Below are 15873 nucleotides of genomic sequence, written 5' to 3'. Positions count from 1 at the left end.
GTCGTCCCTCGCTTATGCCGAATACAGACAGTCGCGGATCGCTTCCAATCCGCGCGTCGTTTCGTCTTTTGGGGCCACCAAGGCGACCCGAATGTAATTCTGCCCGGGGTTCCCCCCGGCGACGTTCTGCGCCAGATAGCTGCCGGGCAGCACCCGCACGCCGGTCTCGCGCCAGAGCTTCAGCGCCGCCGCCTCGCCATCCTCGACCGGAAGCCAGAGGAAGAACCCCGCCTCGGGGCTCGCATAGCCCGGCACATTGCCAAAGATGCGGTCGGCGATGGCGTATTTCTCTTGATAGAGCGCGCGGTTCTCTTCCACATGCGCCTCATCGGCCCAGACCGCGGCGGCGGCCTGCTGCAAGGGCAGCGGCAATGGCGCGCCCGCGTAGTTGCGCAACTGTTTGATCTGGCGCATCGTCTCGGCCCCGCTGGCGGCAAAGCCCGACCGCAGCCCCGGCAGGTTCGAGCGTTTCGACAGCGAGTGAAAGATCACCACGCGGTTGCGGTCGGTGCCCAATTCTTTGACCACCTCCAGCGCCCCGGTGGGCGGCGTGTCGCGGTAGATCTCGGAATAGCATTCATCGGCGAAGATCAGGAAATCATACTTCTCAGCCAGCGCGATCAGCTCGGCCCAGTAGTCGCGCGAGGCGACAACGCCCTGCGGATTGGCGGGGGAGCAGAGATAGGCCGCCGTGGTGCGGCGCAGCACCTCTTCGGGCAGGCTGGCGAAATCTGGCAAATGCCCGGTCTCTGCGGTCGCGGGCACCATGATCGGGTCCGCCTCACCGGAAATCGCGCCGATCATATAGACTTGGTAGAAGGGGTTCGGCATCAGGATGGCCGATTTCTCCCCATTCTTGGTGGGCGGGCAAAGCGCGATGACGGCGTTATAGAGCCCCTCACGCGTGCCGTTCAGAGCCATCACCTCGCTGTCGGGATCCATCTCGACGCCGTAGCGGCGGGCGATCCATGAAGCGATGGCCGCGCGCAATTCGGGCGAACCGTCGTTCGGCGGGTATTTGTTGAACCCTGCGGCGTGTTTCGTGATCTCATCGGTCACCCAAGCCGGAAACGCATGTTTCGGCTCGCCAATGGTCATATGGATCGGCGTGCCGCCGCCCTCATGCCCGTCAAGCAATGCGCGCAGGCGCGGCCACACGTGGGCCGGAAGGTTCGAAAACCGCTCGGTATACATCATCAAAACTGCCTCGGATCGGGATCATTCGCGCCCCGTTTGCCCCAAGGTACCCAAGGGCGCCTCTCCCGTCCAGAAAAACCGGGGAGTTTTGCCGCCCTTGTGGCTTTTCGGTCGTGCGCTCTTAGGCCTCGCGCAGGGCCGCTTCAGCCGCCGCACCAAGGCGCAAAAGCTGTTCTTCGGCCCCCGGTGCGCACATCAGAGAAATGCCGCAAGAGGGCATATCGGTCGGCAAAGTAAGCGCGCAAAGCCCCATGAGATTCGCGACTCGCGTGTTGCGCAAGGACAGGAGATTCTGCGCGAGGTAATAGTCGTGGTCACTGTTCAGCCGTTCGATGTTCGGCGGCAGCATGGGCGCTGTGGGCACCAACACGGCGTCATAGCCTGCCACGGCCCGGTCATAGCCTGCCCGCGCCAGATCGAGCTTGGCCCAAGCGGCAACGTAATCGGGGCCGGAGAACCCCTTACCCAACCGGAAACGCTCAAGAATTTCGCTGAACATCGCTTCCGGGTCGGCTTCGATCACATCGCGCCACAGCCCATAGGCTTCGGTGGTGTAGAGACAGGAACTCAGCGGCATCGCCTCTTCGACTTCGGGCACTGCGATTTCATCTACCGTGGCACCGGCCTCTCGCAACCGCGCCACCGCCGCGTCAAAAGCAGCCTTTGGCTCATCGGAAAGCTCATCCATGACAACATTGGTCAGAACCGCGAAACGGCAGCCCTCCAACTCGCTCTCTTGCAGATCGGCAGGCTTGCCCCCCTCCAAGGCGGCAAGCAGTAGCGCCGCATCTTCGACCGAACGGCAAAGCGGGCCAACCGTGTCGAACTTCGCCGCCAGCGGCACGGTCCCGGCAAGGGACACACGGCCTGCGGTGGTCTTGAGCCCCACCAGATCGTTCCACGCCGCCGGAATGCGCACCGACCCGCCGGTATCCGACCCGATCGCCGCCGCCGCCAAGCCAAAGGCAACCGAAGCCGCCGCGCCTGAGGACGACCCGCCCGAGACGCTGTCCGGCTCGTTCACGCAGGGCGGTGTCGCAGTGCTGGGATTGTGGCCAAGGCCCGAGAAGGCCAATTCGCTCATATGCGTCTTGCCCAAGCAGACCAGCCCCAAGGCCGTCGCGCTGGCGAGCACTTCGGCGTCACGCTCAGGCACCCGGCCTTCGAGCAGTTTGGAGCCCGCCTCGGTGGCCGTTCCGGCGGTATCGAAGAGGTCTTTCCAAGAGATCGGCACCCCGTCGAGCGGCGACAGACGCTGGCCGTCGCAGGCCCGCTCAGCCGCGGCGGCGGCTTCGGCGCGGGCGCGGTCAGGGGTGACGCGGGCATAGATACGGTCGCGCATCGGATGCGCGTCGATGGCATCAAGATAGGCATCGCAAAGCGCCACCGGGTCGATATCGCCCGCCGCGATCCCGCGCCCCAAATCCGCCGCCGTCATTTCCAACCATTCTTGCATGTCATCCCCCTTACCGCTGTTCTTGGCGAACCTAGCGACCGTTCGGCGCATGGACAATCCCCGCGCGCAGGTCATATCTAGGGCCATGGATTTTGACCACGATATCGCGATCATCGGCGGTGGGCTGAACGGCCCCGCCCTTGCCTTGACCCTCAGCCGCGCGGGATTGCGCGTAACGGTGATTGACGCCCAGCCCGCACAGACCTTTGAGAACGCCGCCTTCGACGGGCGCGCCTATGCGCTGGCGCTGACCTCGGTCAGGTTGATGGAAGGCATCGGCATCTGGCCCAACATCGCGGATGACGCCCAGCCGATGCTGGAGATCAAGGTCACCGACGGGCGCGCCGGCACCGGCCCCTCGCCCATGTTCATGCATTTCGACCATGCCGAGATCGAAGAAGGCCCGATGGGGCAGATGGTCGAAGACCGTCACCTGCGCCGCGCGCTGCTGAAAGCTGCCGCCGCCGATCCGGCGATCACCATGATGAACGACACCCGCGTTACGGGGCAATCGGTGGCGCCGACCGGCATCACTCTGACGCTTGAGGGCGGCAAGACCCTGCGCGCACGGCTGGCGGTGGGGGCCGATGGCCGCGCCAGCGGCACGGCGGAACGCGCGGGCATCAAGCGTGTCGCATGGTCCTATGGTCAGACGGCGCTGGTCTGCGTGGTGGATCATGAAAAGCCGCACCACGGCATCGCGCATCAATTCTTCATGCCCCCCGGCCCGCTGGCGATCCTGCCGCTGACCGGCAATCGCTCCCTGATCGTCTGGAGCGAAGCGAGCGCCAATGCCGCCGCGATCAACGCCCTGCCGGATGCGCAATACCTTGAGGTGCTGCGCCCCCGCTTTGGCAGTTTTCTGGGGGAGCTTTCGCTGACCGGCCCGCGCTACAGCTATCCGCTGGGCCTGTCGCTGGCCCATTCCATGACCGCGCCACGTGTGGCGCTTTTGGGCGACGCGGCGCATGGGGTGCACCCCATTGCAGGTCAGGGCTTGAACGCGGGACTGCGCGATGTGGCAGCCTTGGCCGAAGTCATCGCCGATGCGGCCCGCCGGGGCGAAGACCCCGGAAATGATGCGGTACTGGCGCGCTATCAGGAATGGCGACGGTTCGACAATGCGAGCCTCGCGCTGGCTACGGATAGCTTCAACCGACTGTTCTCGAACGATAACGCGCTTTTGCGGCTGGCCCGCGATATGGGCATGGCCGCGATCAACGCCCTGCCCGGTCTACGCCGCACTTTCATCCGCGAAGCGGCGGGGCTGACGGGTGACCTACCTCGATTGATGCGTGGCAAGCCCCTTTGACCGGGTTGCGGGCCGTTACAGCCTCCGTGCCTCATCCGGCAGCATGACGGGAATGCCATTGCGGATCGGATAGGCCAAGCCGGCGGCTTTCGACACCAGCTCTTGCTTTTCCGCGTCATAGGTCAGCGTCGTCTGGGTGCGCGGGCAGATCAATGCCTCCAGCATCCGGCGGTCGAATTGAACGGTCACGTCCGTCATTGCATCAAGCCCTCTTCCTGACCGCCGCGCATCGCGAATTCGATCAATGTCACCAATGTCTCCCGCCGGGTTTCCAGCGAAGGCGCCTCCAGCAGCGCCTGTTTATCCTCGGCCTCGAACTCCAGCATCATCGACAGGGAGTTGATCAGCAACTCATCCTCGGCATCTTTCAACGTGTCCCAATCGGCAGAAAGGCCGCGGCTGTCGAAATAGCGCCCCAATAGGTCAAGGAACCGCGCCCGATCAAAGCTGTCGTCGACCTCATCCTCGCCCAGATCGCGGTCAAAGCCCGCCCAATTCACATCGCAGCGGCGATAGGGGGAGAAACCCTCGATCTCCTCCACCACGCGAAAGCGCGAGATGCCGCCAAGGGTCACCATATACCGGCCATCCTCGGTCTCGGAAAACTGGGTGATGCGGCCCGCGCAGCCGATCTGGTGCAGCCCATGGCCGTCCCGACCGGGCAGTTCGTTGGGCTGGACCATGCCGATCAACCGCGTGTCGGTCTTGAGCGCGTCTTCGATCATCTGAAGATAGCGCGGCTCAAAGATATGCAGCGGCAGCCGTGAGCGGGGCAGCAGCAGCGCCCCTGCCAACGGAAAGATCGCAATAGTCTTGGGCAGTTCTGCTGGCTTGATCATGACAAGGGACTTAGCGCGACCGACGCCTCAGGCAAATATCATTGATGACAGTTTGCGACGGCCATTCAGCACCACCGGATCATTGGGCTTAAGTGCTTCGAAAATAGTAAAAAGTTGCGTCTTGGCGGCGCCTTCGTTCCACTCCCGATCGCGGCGGAAAAGCTCTAGCAGGTGGTCGACGGCAGCCTCGGCATTGTCATGGGCATAGAGCGCTTGGGCCAAATCGAAGCGCGCCTGATGGTCGTCGGGGTTGGCCTCGACCTTCTCGGTCAGCTCGGCCACGGGGCCGGCATCGGCGGCCTGATGGGCCAGTTGCAACTGGGCATGGGCAGCTTCGAGTTCGGGGGCTTTGGAGATTTCGATCGGCGCGCCGTTCAGCAAGGCTTCGGCCTGATCCAATGCGCCCATGGCGATGTGAGACCGAACCATGCCGCCATAGGCGGGCGCGTTCATCGGGTCTTCTTCGAGAATCGCGGCAAAGGTCTGTGCCGCGTCGGCGGCGGCCCCTTCGGCCAGCATCTCTTCGGCGGCGGCGACGGCATCGGCCAGCGTGTCACCGGGCGCTTCGCCGCCCCCCGCTTTTACCACACGGTCGACGAAGGCTTTAATCTCGGACTGCGGCAGCGCGCCTTGGAAACCGTCGACCGGCTGGCCTTTGTAGAAGGCATAGACCGTGGGAATGGATTGGATCTGCAACTGACCGGCGATGTTCTGGGCCTGATCGACATCGACCTTCACCATCTTCACCGCGCCCTTGGCCGCGCGGACAGCGTCCTCCAACATCGGGCCAAGCGTCTTGCAAGGGCCGCACCACGGCGCCCAGAAATCAACGATGACCGGCACCGTTTGCGAGGCATCGACCACATCAGCCATGAAGGTCGCCTCGGTCGTGTCCTTGATCAGATCGGCATCCGCAGGGGCGGCGGTGGAAAGGTTCAGGTCGGTCATGCTGTTATCCTCGCTAATCGCGTTTGGCCTTATATGGACGTGCGGGGGCGCGATTCAAAGGTCAAAACTGGCAAAAACCGGCGCGTGGTCGCTGGGTTTCTCCCAACCGCGCGCATCGCGGACGATGTGGCTGGAGTGCCCGGCCTGCGCGATATCCGATGTGGCCCAGATATGATCCAGCCTGCGGCCCTTGTCGGCGGCATCCCAATCGGCGGCGCGGTAGGACCACCAGCTATAGAGATTGCCCTCCGGCACATCCTGCCGCGTGATGTCGACCCAATTGCCCGCATCCTGCACCGCGCCAAGCGCTTCGACCTCGACCGGGGTGTGGCTGACGATCTTTAGCAGCTTCTTGTGATCCCAGACGTCATCCTCACGCGGGGCGATGTTGAGGTCGCCCACAAGGATCGACTTCTCGGGCTTCTCGCCATGGAACCAGTCGCGCATCTCCGACAGGTAATCAAGCTTCTGGCCAAACTTCTCATTAATCTCGCGGTCGGGTTTGTCGCCGCCTGCGGGGACGTAGAAGTTGTGGATCGTCGCGCCGTTCTCCAGCTTGGCCGCCACATGGCGGGCGTGGCCCAGCATGGCGAAATCCTGATCGCCCGCGTCCACCAGCGGCAGTTTCGACAGGATCGCCACGCCGTTGTAGCCCTTCTGCCCTCGCGCGACCATATGGGTGTAGCCTGCCGCCTTGAACGCCTCGACCGGGATCTTGTCCACGGGGCTTTTGCATTCCTGCAAGCAGAGGACATCCGGCCCGTGTTCGGCGAGCAGTTTCAGCACCAATGGCTCGCGCAGGCGGACGGAGTTGATGTTCCAAGTGGCGAGAGTAAAGGACATGGGGGAGGCTCCGGTCTGGGGGTGGTTCGGCACAGTAACGCGGGCGGCGCGGGGGTGCCATGCGGAAATGGGGCTTCCTTGCGGTGAGGGCCATTGCCTACGGCTTGATTCCGGGCCGGGGCGCCCCCCCCCCAAAAAAAAGACCGGGCACAAAGGCCCGGCCAGTCCAACAGGGAGGTATGTACCTTTACCCGGGTACAAAAGTCGGGCTTCAAACCGAGGTGCGGGTCATGAAAACCCCGCCTCTCAGGTATTCCAACCACGGGGGTCGGAATTGGTTCCCGGTTTTTATGCCATCAGGCGATAGCCACCGGATTCCGTCACCAGCAAACGGGCATTCGAGGGGTCAGGCTCGATCTTCTGCCGCAGGCGGTAAATATGGGTTTCAAGCGTATGCGTCGTGACGCCTGCGTTATAGCCCCAGACCTCATGCAGCAGCACATCGCGCGGCACCACACCGTCATTGGAGCGGTAGAGGAACTTGAGGATATTGGTCTCTTTCTCGGTCAGACGCACCTTGCGGTCGTCCTCCGTGGTAAGCACCTTCATCGCGGGTTTGAACGTATAGGGCCCGAGCTGGAAGACGGCATCTTCGGACTGTTCATGCTGGCGCAGCTGCGCGCGGATGCGGGCCAGAAGGACCGGGAATTTGAACGGTTTGGTGACATAGTCATTCGCCCCGGCATCAAGGCCGAGGATCGTGTCGGCATCGGTGTCATGGCCCGTCAGCATCAGGATCGGGCTTTTCACCCCCTGTTTGCGCATCAGGCGACACAGCTCGCGCCCATCGGTATCGGGCAGGCCCACGTCGAGGATGATGAGATCGTAAAGCGCCTCTTTCGCCTTGGTCATCGCCTCGGTGCCATTGGCCGCTTCGAAAACGTCGAAATCCTCGGTCATGATCAACTGCTCGCTCAGCGCTTCGCGCAGGTCATCGTCGTCATCGACAAGCAGGATTTTCTTAAGCTGGGCCATCTGTCTCTCCGTCTGTTGCCTTATACATGCGCCTTGGGCGGGGCCCGGACAAGGGATGTGACCACTGTCTCACAGCCTCGTGTCAACAAAGCGTGAAATGTTTCAATTCCTTGCGATATAACCTAGATAGACGGGGAAGCCTTTGCGGAGTTGCAACAAACCATGAGTTTCGCCCCGGACATCACCGAACAACTGGCGCGTGCGCGGGCCGATCTGCGCATGGGCGTGCCCGTGATTCTGGCGGATGGGGCGCAGGCCGCCCTCGTGCTGGCAGCAGAGACGCTGACCGCACAGCGCCTTGCGGATGTGCTGGCCTTGGGCGGTGCGCCGGTGCTGGCGATCACGGCGCGGCGGGCCGAAACGCTCAAGGCGCGGGTCTATGATGGCAATCTCGCCCGGGTGCTGCTGCCTGAGGGGGCGACACCTGCTTGGGTGCAAAGCATCGCCGATCCGGCGGATGACCTGCGCGCCCCGATGAAAGGGCCACTTCAGACCGCGCGGGGTGGCGATACGGCGGCGCATCGCGCCGCGATTGATCTGGTGAAAGCCGCGCGGATGCTGCCCGCCGCACTGGTGCTTGATCTGCCGCAGGGGGCCGATTTCGCGCGGACGCATGGTCTGACCTTGATCGACCTTACCGCCGCCGCCCCGATCCTTGCCGAGCGCAGCGCGCTGCATCCGGTGGTAAACGCCCGCCTGCCGATGGAGGTCTCCGAGGCCGGGCGTCTGCATATCTTCCGCCCCGAGGATGGCGGCGAGGAGCATTACGCCATCGAAATCGGCCGCCCTGCCCGCGACACGCCGGTGCTTTGCCGCCTGCATTCGGCCTGTTTCACCGGTGATCTGATGGGCAGCCTGAAATGCGACTGCGGCCCACAACTACGCGCCGCGCTGGCGCAGATGGGCGGCGAAGGGCATGGCGTGCTTTTGTACCTCAACCAAGAGGGCCGCGGCATCGGTCTTGCCAATAAGATGCGCGCCTATTCCCTACAGGATCAGGGATTTGACACGGTCGAAGCCAATCATCGGCTGGGGTTCGAGGATGACGAACGCGACTTCCGCCTCGGGGCCGACATCCTGCGCTCAATGGGGTTCTCCGCCGTGCGCCTGCTGACCAACAACCCGCGCAAGGTGGGCATGATGGAGCAAAGCGGCATCGCCGTGACCGAGCGCGTCCCGCTGGCCGTGGGCGAGAACCGCCACAACAGCGCCTATCTGGCCACCAAAGCCGCGAAGTCGGGGCATCTGCTATGACCCCGAATGACATGGTGCTGACGCCGACGGGGCTGCGGTTTCAACGGCGGCGCTATGCCTGTAGCATCGGCAAGGGTGGGCTGACCGATGACAAACGCGAGGGCGATGGGGCCACGCCGCGCGGGGTGCATCGTCTGGTAGGAATGCTCTACCGGCCTGACCGCATCCCGGCGCCAAGCGCTTGGGCCCAGCCGATCGGTCCGGGCGATCTGTGGTCCGACGCCAGTGGCCAAGCCGATTACAACCACCGCGTCCGCGCGCCCTACCCCCATAGCCATGAGACCCTGCGCCGCGCCGATCCGCTTTACGATCTGGTGATCCTGACCGACTGGAACTGGCCCGATGCCACAGCGGGCCGCGGCTCTGCGATCTTTATTCACCAATGGCGGCGGCCCGGCTATCCGACCGAAGGGTGCATCGCCTTTGCGCGGGGCGATCTGCATGAGATCGCTATGCACGTAGGCCCGGCAACGCGGTTGATTATCCGCTAACCCGCTCGCCGAAGATGGCGGCCCCCACACGCACATGGGTGGCGCCCAGTGCGATGGCCTGCTCGAAGTCGCCGCTCATGCCCATCGACAGCCCGCTCAGATCGTTGCGCGCGGCGATCTTGGCCAGCAGCGCGAAATGCAGCGACGGCGCCTCGTCCACCGGCGGGATGCACATCAGCCCCTTAATAGGCAGGTCCAGCGCGCGACACTCGGCGATAAACGCATCCGCGTCGCGGGGCATCACGCCGGCCTTCTGCTCTTCCTCGCCGGTATTCACCTGAATGAAGAGGTCGGGACAGCGGCCCATTTCCTGCGCCAACCGCGCAATGGTCTTGGCCAGTTTGGGACGGTCGACCGTGTGGATCGCTTCGGCCAGCTCCATCGCCTGCCGGACCTTGTTGCTTTGCAATGGGCCGATGATGTGCAGATCAATGCCGTCAAAATCTTCGCGAAAGCCGGGCCATTTGCCGGCCGCCTCTTGCACGCGGTTCTCTCCGAAAGAGCGATGCCCCTCTTCCAAGACCGCACGCACACGCGCGTCGGGCTGAACCTTGCTGACGGCGATCAGCTTGACCGACCCTGCCGCGCGACCAGCATCGGCTTCGGCTTTCGTGATGCGGTTTTGGATGTCGCTCAGACTCATTTTCGGCCCTCCATTTCAGGCGCGCAGAAAACAACAGCCTTGAGTAAAAGAAAAGGGGCAGACCGAAAGGCCTGCCCCAATATTCAGAGTATGTCGTTCAACTTAGAAGTTGAAGCGAACACCCATGTCGGCAACCGTGTCGCCGTCGTACTGCTTGGCCACACCGCCGCGCAGCGAAGTACCGCCGCCCAGGTCGTGGTTGAAGTCGATGCCGTAGCCTGTGTCGGAACCGTCTTCGTCACCAACATAGACTTCGATGTCTGTTGCTGCGCCAACGTCAAAGCGGCCAGCCAGAACAACGCGGTCACCGGAAGTGCCGTTGTCGGCATATGCCAGAGTTACGTCAGCAACGCCGAAGGAACCACCAGCTGTCGCTGTCCACTCGGTGTCGGACGCGTCATCGGAGTCCTGACCACCAACTGCGAAGGTCCAGCCGCTCCATGTGTAGGCAACGTAACCAGCAACGCGGTCGTTGACGTCGGAAGCCGAAACGTGAACTGCCAGGTCGCCTGCGGAGTACAGAACTTCAACGCCGTTCAGAGCGCCGTCGCCTGTGGAAGTGTAGGCGTCTGCACCGGTGTACACGGTGTAGTCATAGCCCAGACCGGTCAGGCCGAGGTCGATCGGGTACTGACCCGGCATGGATTCCAGAGCACCGAAGATGTTGCCAACGCCGACTTCGAAGCCGCCGGAGCGTGCGAAGTAACGAACGCCGTTGAAGTCTGCGCCTGCACCGTTGGTGGTGCCGTTGCCGTCAGCTTGGATACGTGCACGTGCACCGAAGACAACGCCTGCATCGGATTCAGCAGTCGCGTCGATCTGGAGACGCATACGCGATGTCAGGTCTGTGGAGCTGTCCAGCAGAGCGTTGGAGTCGTTGTCGTTGTACATGATACCGAAACGGCCGTAGCCGCCGAATGTCACGTCTGCTGCTGCTACACCGGCGGTCGCAACCAGGGCTGTTGTAGCGAAGAGAACTTTTTTCATGAGTTTTCCCTCGGTTTGAATTCATATGCCCAGACCGGGGAATCCGGTAAGGGTATGCAGGCTGTTTGCCCCCAATCCCCTGCACTTGGCAAGGTTCACGGCCTCCCCACCCGCAATGTCGCCGGGGTTGGTGCAGCTATGCCACAGTTCTCCTGCCCCACGGCTGCGCCTTTGCCCATAGCGGCGCCCGGTGCTGCCTCGTGCACTCCTATGACATAGACCTTGCCGATAAGGGCCTGCTTGGATAGACCGGAGCGCAAACAGGCAAAGGAAAGCTGCAATGGCCCTTCGTACCGCTTGCAAATTGGCAATCACCGTTCTGGCGCTCAGCGCGCTCACCGCCTGTGGCGGGCGCTTTGGCAGCCCGGCCAGAGAGCTTCCGGATCAATACACCAATCCGAACAACCCCAATAACATCGAGACCAATCCCGACAATACGATCTGGTCGATCTTCAACCGCAAGAACACCGACACCAGCGTTTCGGTGAACAAGTACCTCTGGTCGGCCTCGCTCGAAGTGCTGAACTTCCTGCCCGTGCAATCGGTCGACCCTTTCACCGGCGTGATCGTCACAGGCTATGGCACCCCGCCGGGCGGTGGCCGTGCCTATCGCGCCACCGTGCTGATCGACGATCCGGCGCTGGACGCGCGTTCGCTCAATGTGGCGTTGCAATCCTCGGGCGGCCAGCCCGTGGCACGGGCCACCACCCGCGCGGTCGAGGATGCGATCCTCAGCCGAGCGCGTGAGATGCGCGTGTCCGACAGCAAATTCTGAGCCCGCTTAACTCAACACCGTTCCAACGCCGGGCCTTGTGAAAACAGCAGCCCGGCGTTTTTCATGTCACGAAGGTCCCCTCATGCCCCGCTATACCCCCGCCGAGATCGAAGCCCGCTGGCAGCAAGCCTGGGAAAAGGACGGCATTTTTCAGGCTGTTCGCAACGCTGACAAGCCGAAGTACTATGTGCTTGAGATGTTCCCCTACCCCTCGGGGCGCATCCACATGGGCCATGTGCGCAACTACACGATGGGCGACGTGATCGCGCGCTACAAGATCGCGACTGGGCATAACGTGCTGCACCCGATGGGCTGGGACGCCTTCGGCATGCCCGCCGAGAACGCCGCCATGGCCATCGGCGGCCACCCGGCGGATTGGACCTATGACAACATCGCCGAGATGAAAAAGCAGATGAAGCCCTTGGGCCTCAGCATCGACTGGAGCCGCGAGATTGCCACCTGCCATCCCGGCTACTACGGCCAGCAGCAGGCGTTGTTTTTGGACTTCCTCGAAAAGGGCCTTGTCTACCGCAAGAACGCCGTGGTGAACTGGGACCCGGTCGACATGACCGTGCTCGCCAATGAGCAGGTCGAGAACGGCTGCGGCTGGCGCTCCGGCGCGCCGGTGGAGCGGCGCGAGCTGACGCAGTGGTTCTTCAAGATCTCAGACCATTCCGAAGAACTGCTCTCGGCGCTCGATAGCCTCGACAACTGGCCCGCCAAGGTGAAGCTGATGCAGGCCAACTGGATCGGCAAGTCGCGCGGGTTGCAATTTGCCTTCTCGACCATCGAAGCGCCCGAGGGCTTTGACCGGATCGAGGTCTATACCACCCGCCCCGACACGCTGCTTGGCGCTTCCTTCGTCGGCATCTCGCCCGACCATCCGCTTGCCAAGACGCTGGAACGCGACGACGAAACCGTAGCCGCCTTCTGCGCCGAATGCCGCAAGGGCGGCACCACCGAGGAAGCGATCGAGACCGCCGAGAAGCTGGGCTATGACACCGGCATCCGCGTGCGCCATCCCTTTGACACGGCGCATGAATTGCCGGTCTATATCGCCAACTTCATCCTAATGGATTATGGCACCGGCGCGATTTTCGGCTGCCCCGGCCACGACCAGCGCGATTTTGACTTTGCGACCAAATACGATCTGCCGATCATTCCAGTTTTTGAACCGCTTTCGCCACTTGGTGAGAACGGCCTTCCGATTGAATTTAGCCAAGATACCAGCGGAGCTTACGTACCACCAAAAAGCGAACGTGTAAGGTATACGCGCGGGTTCGCTGGTAACGAATCTCAAACCGGCGAAGAGGCCGTCGATGCCGCCATCGCCTTTTGCGAAGACAATGGCATCGGCCATGGCGTCACAAAATACCGCCTGCGCGACTGGGGCCTCTCGCGCCAGCGCTACTGGGGCTGCCCGATCCCGGTCGTGCATTGCGACGACTGCGGCGTGGTGCCCGAAAAGAAAGAAAACCTGCCGATAGAGCTTCCTTACGACGTCAGCTTCGACACGCCGGGCAACCCGCTCGACCGGCACCCGACATGGCGCAACTGCACCTGTCCCGCCTGCGGCAAGGACGCCCTGCGCGAGACCGACACGATGGACACTTTCGTCGACAGTTCGTGGTATTTCGCCCGTTTCACCGCGCCGCGTGCCGAGACGCCGACGGTCATGGAAGACGCGCAATACTGGATGAACGTCGATCAATATATCGGCGGCATTGAACATGCGATTTTGCACCTGCTCTACTCGCGCTTCTTTGCCCGTGCGATGCAGATCACCGGCCACCTGCCCGAAAGCGCGGTGGAGCCGTTTGACGCGCTCTTCACCCAAGGCATGGTGACCCATGAGATCTACCAGACGCGCGACGAAAATGGCCGCCCGGTCTATCACCTGCCCGAAGAGGTGACCGATGGCAAACTTGCCGATGGCACCAAGGTTGAGATCGTCCCTTCCGCCAAGATGTCGAAGTCCAAGAAGAACGTCGTCGACCCGCTGCACATCATCTCGAACTACGGCGCCGATACCGCGCGTTGGTTCGTGCTGAGCGATTCGCCCCCCGAGCGGGACGTGGAATGGACCGCCTCCGGCGCGGAAGCCGCCTATAAACACCTCTCGCGCGTGTGGAACATCTGTGACCGCGTGGCCGAGATGGACCGCGAGGCGGCGGGCTCGGGCGACGACGACCTGCTGCGCGCCCTGCATAAGACGATCCATGACGTGACCATGGGCATCGAATCCTTTGGCTTTAACGCCGCGATTGCCAAGCTCTATGCCTTTACCGCGACCTTGCAGAAATCCAAGGCGGGCTACGCCGCGCAGCGCGAAGCGATCATGACTCTGGCGCAGCTCATGTCGCCGATGACCCCGCACCTGTCGGAAGACATTTGGGCGCATCAGGGTGGCGAAGGGCTGATCGCCAAGGCCCCATGGCCCAAAGCGGATGAGAAGATGCTGGTCGACGACACCGTGACCCTGCCGATCCAGATCAACGGCAAACGCCGGGCGGAAATCCAAGTGCCCGCCGATATGCCGAAGGAAGAGGTTGAAAAAACCGCGCTGGCGCATGAAGCTGTCATTCGAACGCTGGACGGGGCCACGCCGAAAAAGGTCATCGTCGTGCCCGGACGGATTGTGAATGTCGTTGCCTAAGCCCACCCATATGCGCCGCCGCTTCCTGCTGGCCCTGCCCCTACTGGCGCTTGCCGCCTGCGGGTTCGAGCCGATCTATGGCCCCGGCGGCGCGGGCACGGCATTGCAAAACCGTGTGTTGGTGGACGCACCGGAAGACCGCTTTGGCTATTTTCTGGTGCGCGAGGTGGAAAGCCGCCTTGGCCGCGCGGCCACCCCCCGCTGGGGGCTCGCCCTGACCACCACCACGGTCGAAGACGGGCTGGCCATCGACAGCGAAGGCAACACGCGGCGCTACAACCTTGTCGGCACCACCGCCTATGCGCTGCGTGACCTCGACAGCGGGCAGATCGTGACCTCGGGCAAGGTCGAAAGCTTCACCGGCTATTCCGCCACCGGCACCACCGTCGCGACCCGCGCGGCGGAACCGGACGCGCAGGAGCGGTTGATGGTGATTCTGGCCGACCTCGTAATCAGCCGCCTTTACGCGGCCGACCTACCCCAATGAAACTGACCCCGCGCGAGGCGAAACCCTATTTCGCGCGGCCCGATCCCGCGCGCACGGGGCTGTTAATCTATGGCAGCGACGCGATGCGCGTGGCGTTGAAACGGCAGGAGTTTCTGAAAAACCTCCTCGGCCCCAACGCCGAAGAGGAAATGCGCCTCAGCCGGATGCCCGCGGGCGAATTGCGCCGCGACCCGGCGATGCTGCTGGATGCGATCAAGGCGGTGGGCTTCTTCCCCGGTCCGCGTGCCGCGTTGGTGGAAGAGGCGAATGACAATATCGCGAAAATCCTGCTCGACGCGCTCAAGGAATGGCAGCCGGGCGATGCGCAGATCGTGGTCACCGGGGGCGATCTCAAGAAGACCTCGAAAGTGCTGAAGGCCTTTGAGAGCCACCCCAATGCCTTTGCCACCGCGATCTACGACAACCCGCCCGACCGGGCCGAGATCGAGCAGATGCTGAAAGACGCGAAGCTCACGCCTGAGGCCGACGCCATGGCCGCCCTGACCGATCTGGCCCGCACCCTCGACCCCGGCGATTTCCGGCAAACGCTGGAGAAGATCACGCTCTATAAACTGGGCGACAGCAGCAACATCGGGCTAGATGACATCGCCGCCTGCGCCCCCACCTCGACCGAGGCCGAGGTGGACGACATCCTGCATGTGGTGGCCGAGACCCGCGCCGCCGAGATCGGCCCGGTGATGAGCAAGCTGCAAGGCCAAGGCGTGAACCCGGTGACCCTGACCATCATGGCCACCCGGCATTTCCGCACTCTCTACCGCATCGCCGCCAACCCCGGCGCGCCGATCTACGGCGTGCGCGACCGCGACCGTGCGATGCGCCAAGCCCGCAACTGGGGCGCGGTGAAGCTGGAAACCGCGCTGGCAGTGCTGACCGAGACGGACCTCAAGCTGCGCTCCGCAGGCCAGCACGCCCCGGCGTTAGCGCTGGTCGAACGGGCCTTTATCCGTCTGGCGATGCTGGGCGCACAACGTTGATTTTGGGAGAGGAAA

At 63.0% G+C, this 15873-nt stretch carries 16 protein-coding genes; 7 read left to right on the top strand and 9 right to left on the bottom strand.

Going from position 1 to position 15873, the window contains the following annotated elements; translation table 11 throughout:
- Window positions 1-12: 12 nt before the first annotated feature.
- Window positions 13-1197 (bottom strand): aminotransferase class I/II-fold pyridoxal phosphate-dependent enzyme, encoded by a 1185-nt coding sequence (locus ACGYLX_RS11970; protein ID WP_394449688.1) that lies wholly within the window; start codon window positions 1195-1197, stop codon window positions 13-15.
- Window positions 1198-1318: 121 nt separating this feature from the next.
- The gene (locus ACGYLX_RS11965) at window positions 1319-2653 is read right to left on the bottom strand and encodes an amidase (protein WP_394449804.1); all 1335 of its coding nucleotides are present in this window, start codon (window positions 2651-2653) and stop codon (window positions 1319-1321) included.
- An 85-nt stretch (window positions 2654-2738) separates the two neighbouring features.
- On the opposite strand from ACGYLX_RS11965, the gene ACGYLX_RS11960 reads away from it, so the two are divergent.
- Complete coding sequence (locus ACGYLX_RS11960; RefSeq protein WP_394449686.1) at window positions 2739-3965, top strand: FAD-dependent oxidoreductase; 1227 nt, start codon at window positions 2739-2741, stop codon at window positions 3963-3965.
- A gap of 15 nt (window positions 3966-3980) precedes the next feature.
- Here the strand turns inward: ACGYLX_RS11960 and ACGYLX_RS11955 are convergent, their stop codons facing one another.
- From ACGYLX_RS11955 to ACGYLX_RS11935, 5 genes are all read right to left on the bottom strand, one after another.
- The gene (locus tag ACGYLX_RS11955; RefSeq protein WP_394449684.1) at window positions 3981-4163 is read right to left on the bottom strand and encodes a Trm112 family protein; all 183 of its coding nucleotides are present in this window, start codon (window positions 4161-4163) and stop codon (window positions 3981-3983) included.
- A complete protein-coding gene (locus ACGYLX_RS11950) occupies window positions 4160-4804 on the bottom strand; it encodes an LON peptidase substrate-binding domain-containing protein (RefSeq protein WP_394449682.1) in 645 nt (214 codons plus the stop codon). The genes ACGYLX_RS11955 and ACGYLX_RS11950 overlap by 4 nt, the downstream gene beginning before the upstream one ends.
- Before the next feature lie 27 nt (window positions 4805-4831).
- Complete coding sequence (gene trxA, locus ACGYLX_RS11945; protein ID WP_394449680.1) at window positions 4832-5752, bottom strand: thioredoxin; 921 nt, start codon at window positions 5750-5752, stop codon at window positions 4832-4834.
- Window positions 5753-5806: 54 nt separating this feature from the next.
- Window positions 5807-6595, bottom strand: a complete 789-nt coding sequence (locus ACGYLX_RS11940; RefSeq protein WP_394449678.1) for an exodeoxyribonuclease III — start codon at window positions 6593-6595, stop codon at window positions 5807-5809.
- A 288-nt stretch (window positions 6596-6883) separates the two neighbouring features.
- Window positions 6884-7570 carry a response regulator transcription factor gene (locus ACGYLX_RS11935; protein WP_067261731.1) on the bottom strand — a complete coding sequence of 229 codons (687 nt, stop codon included), beginning with the start codon at window positions 7568-7570 and terminating at the stop codon, window positions 6884-6886.
- Between the two features lie 162 nt (window positions 7571-7732).
- On the opposite strand from ACGYLX_RS11935, the gene ribA reads away from it, so the two are divergent.
- Together ribA and ACGYLX_RS11925 are read left to right on the top strand one after the other, a co-directional pair.
- Window positions 7733-8824, top strand: a complete 1092-nt coding sequence (gene ribA, locus ACGYLX_RS11930) for a GTP cyclohydrolase II (RefSeq protein WP_394449676.1) — start codon at window positions 7733-7735, stop codon at window positions 8822-8824.
- Window positions 8821-9315 carry a L,D-transpeptidase gene (locus ACGYLX_RS11925; RefSeq protein ID WP_394449674.1) on the top strand — a complete coding sequence of 165 codons (495 nt, stop codon included), beginning with the start codon at window positions 8821-8823 and terminating at the stop codon, window positions 9313-9315. The genes ribA and ACGYLX_RS11925 overlap by 4 nt, the downstream gene beginning before the upstream one ends.
- Here ACGYLX_RS11925 and ACGYLX_RS11920 read toward each other — a convergent pair.
- Both ACGYLX_RS11920 and ACGYLX_RS11915 read right to left on the bottom strand, forming a co-directional pair.
- Entirely contained in the window at window positions 9305-9958 is a 654-nt protein-coding gene (locus ACGYLX_RS11920; RefSeq protein ID WP_394449672.1) for a YggS family pyridoxal phosphate-dependent enzyme, read from the bottom strand. The genes ACGYLX_RS11925 and ACGYLX_RS11920 overlap by 11 nt on opposite strands.
- Before the next feature lie 102 nt (window positions 9959-10060).
- Window positions 10061-10945: a porin gene (locus ACGYLX_RS11915; protein WP_394449670.1), complete on the bottom strand. Its 885-nt coding sequence runs from the start codon at window positions 10943-10945 to the stop codon at window positions 10061-10063.
- 280 nt (window positions 10946-11225) lie between these two features.
- Here ACGYLX_RS11915 and ACGYLX_RS11910 point away from each other — a divergent pair, with 280 nt between their 5' ends.
- The 4 genes from ACGYLX_RS11910 (at window position 11226) to holA (ending at window position 15858) form a co-directional block, all read left to right on the top strand.
- The gene (locus ACGYLX_RS11910; RefSeq protein WP_394418136.1) at window positions 11226-11720 is read left to right on the top strand and encodes a DUF3576 domain-containing protein; all 495 of its coding nucleotides are present in this window, start codon (window positions 11226-11228) and stop codon (window positions 11718-11720) included.
- 82 nt (window positions 11721-11802) lie between these two features.
- Window positions 11803-14376 (top strand): leucine--tRNA ligase, encoded by a 2574-nt coding sequence (leuS, locus tag ACGYLX_RS11905; protein WP_394449668.1) that lies wholly within the window; start codon window positions 11803-11805, stop codon window positions 14374-14376.
- The gene (gene lptE / locus ACGYLX_RS11900; RefSeq protein WP_394449666.1) at window positions 14363-14863 is read left to right on the top strand and encodes an LPS assembly lipoprotein LptE; all 501 of its coding nucleotides are present in this window, start codon (window positions 14363-14365) and stop codon (window positions 14861-14863) included. The genes leuS and lptE overlap by 14 nt, the downstream gene beginning before the upstream one ends.
- Window positions 14860-15858 (top strand): DNA polymerase III subunit delta, encoded by a 999-nt coding sequence (gene holA / locus ACGYLX_RS11895; protein ID WP_067261716.1) that lies wholly within the window; start codon window positions 14860-14862, stop codon window positions 15856-15858. Before lptE ends, holA begins: the two co-directional genes overlap by 4 nt.
- Window positions 15859-15873: the final 15 nt, after the last annotated feature.

This window comes from Sulfitobacter sp. 1A13496 (genome assembly GCF_043557225.1).
Lineage (GTDB): Bacteria > Pseudomonadota > Alphaproteobacteria > Rhodobacterales > Rhodobacteraceae > Sulfitobacter > Sulfitobacter faviae.
The sequence above is the reverse complement of the archived record's forward strand: the minus strand, read 5'-3'. Positions and strand labels throughout refer to the sequence as shown.

What these genes read in the sequence shown, in the direction of transcription:
- ACGYLX_RS11970 (WP_394449688.1), bottom strand. Translation starts at nt 1,197, where the DNA reads ATGATGTATACCGAGCGGTTTTCGAACCTTCCGGCCCACGTGTGGCCG.
- ACGYLX_RS11965 (WP_394449804.1), bottom strand. Translation starts at nt 2,653, where the DNA reads ATGCAAGAATGGTTGGAAATGACGGCGGCGGATTTGGGGCGCGGGATC.
- ACGYLX_RS11960 (WP_394449686.1), top strand. Translation starts at nt 2,739, where the DNA reads ATGGATTTTGACCACGATATCGCGATCATCGGCGGTGGGCTGAACGGC.
- ACGYLX_RS11955 (WP_394449684.1), bottom strand. Translation starts at nt 4,163, where the DNA reads ATGACGGACGTGACCGTTCAATTCGACCGCCGGATGCTGGAGGCATTG.
- ACGYLX_RS11950 (WP_394449682.1), bottom strand. Translation starts at nt 4,804, where the DNA reads ATGATCAAGCCAGCAGAACTGCCCAAGACTATTGCGATCTTTCCGTTG.
- trxA (WP_394449680.1), bottom strand. Translation starts at nt 5,752, where the DNA reads ATGACCGACCTGAACCTTTCCACCGCCGCCCCTGCGGATGCCGATCTG.
- ACGYLX_RS11940 (WP_394449678.1), bottom strand. Translation starts at nt 6,595, where the DNA reads ATGTCCTTTACTCTCGCCACTTGGAACATCAACTCCGTCCGCCTGCGC.
- ACGYLX_RS11935 (WP_067261731.1), bottom strand. Translation starts at nt 7,570, where the DNA reads ATGGCCCAGCTTAAGAAAATCCTGCTTGTCGATGACGACGATGACCTG.
- ribA (WP_394449676.1), top strand. Translation starts at nt 7,733, where the DNA reads ATGAGTTTCGCCCCGGACATCACCGAACAACTGGCGCGTGCGCGGGCC.
- ACGYLX_RS11925 (WP_394449674.1), top strand. Translation starts at nt 8,821, where the DNA reads ATGACCCCGAATGACATGGTGCTGACGCCGACGGGGCTGCGGTTTCAA.
- ACGYLX_RS11920 (WP_394449672.1), bottom strand. Translation starts at nt 9,958, where the DNA reads ATGAGTCTGAGCGACATCCAAAACCGCATCACGAAAGCCGAAGCCGAT.
- ACGYLX_RS11915 (WP_394449670.1), bottom strand. Translation starts at nt 10,945, where the DNA reads ATGAAAAAAGTTCTCTTCGCTACAACAGCCCTGGTTGCGACCGCCGGT.
- ACGYLX_RS11910 (WP_394418136.1), top strand. Translation starts at nt 11,226, where the DNA reads ATGGCCCTTCGTACCGCTTGCAAATTGGCAATCACCGTTCTGGCGCTC.
- leuS (WP_394449668.1), top strand. Translation starts at nt 11,803, where the DNA reads ATGCCCCGCTATACCCCCGCCGAGATCGAAGCCCGCTGGCAGCAAGCC.
- lptE (WP_394449666.1), top strand. Translation starts at nt 14,363, where the DNA reads ATGTCGTTGCCTAAGCCCACCCATATGCGCCGCCGCTTCCTGCTGGCC.
- holA (WP_067261716.1), top strand. Translation starts at nt 14,860, where the DNA reads ATGAAACTGACCCCGCGCGAGGCGAAACCCTATTTCGCGCGGCCCGAT.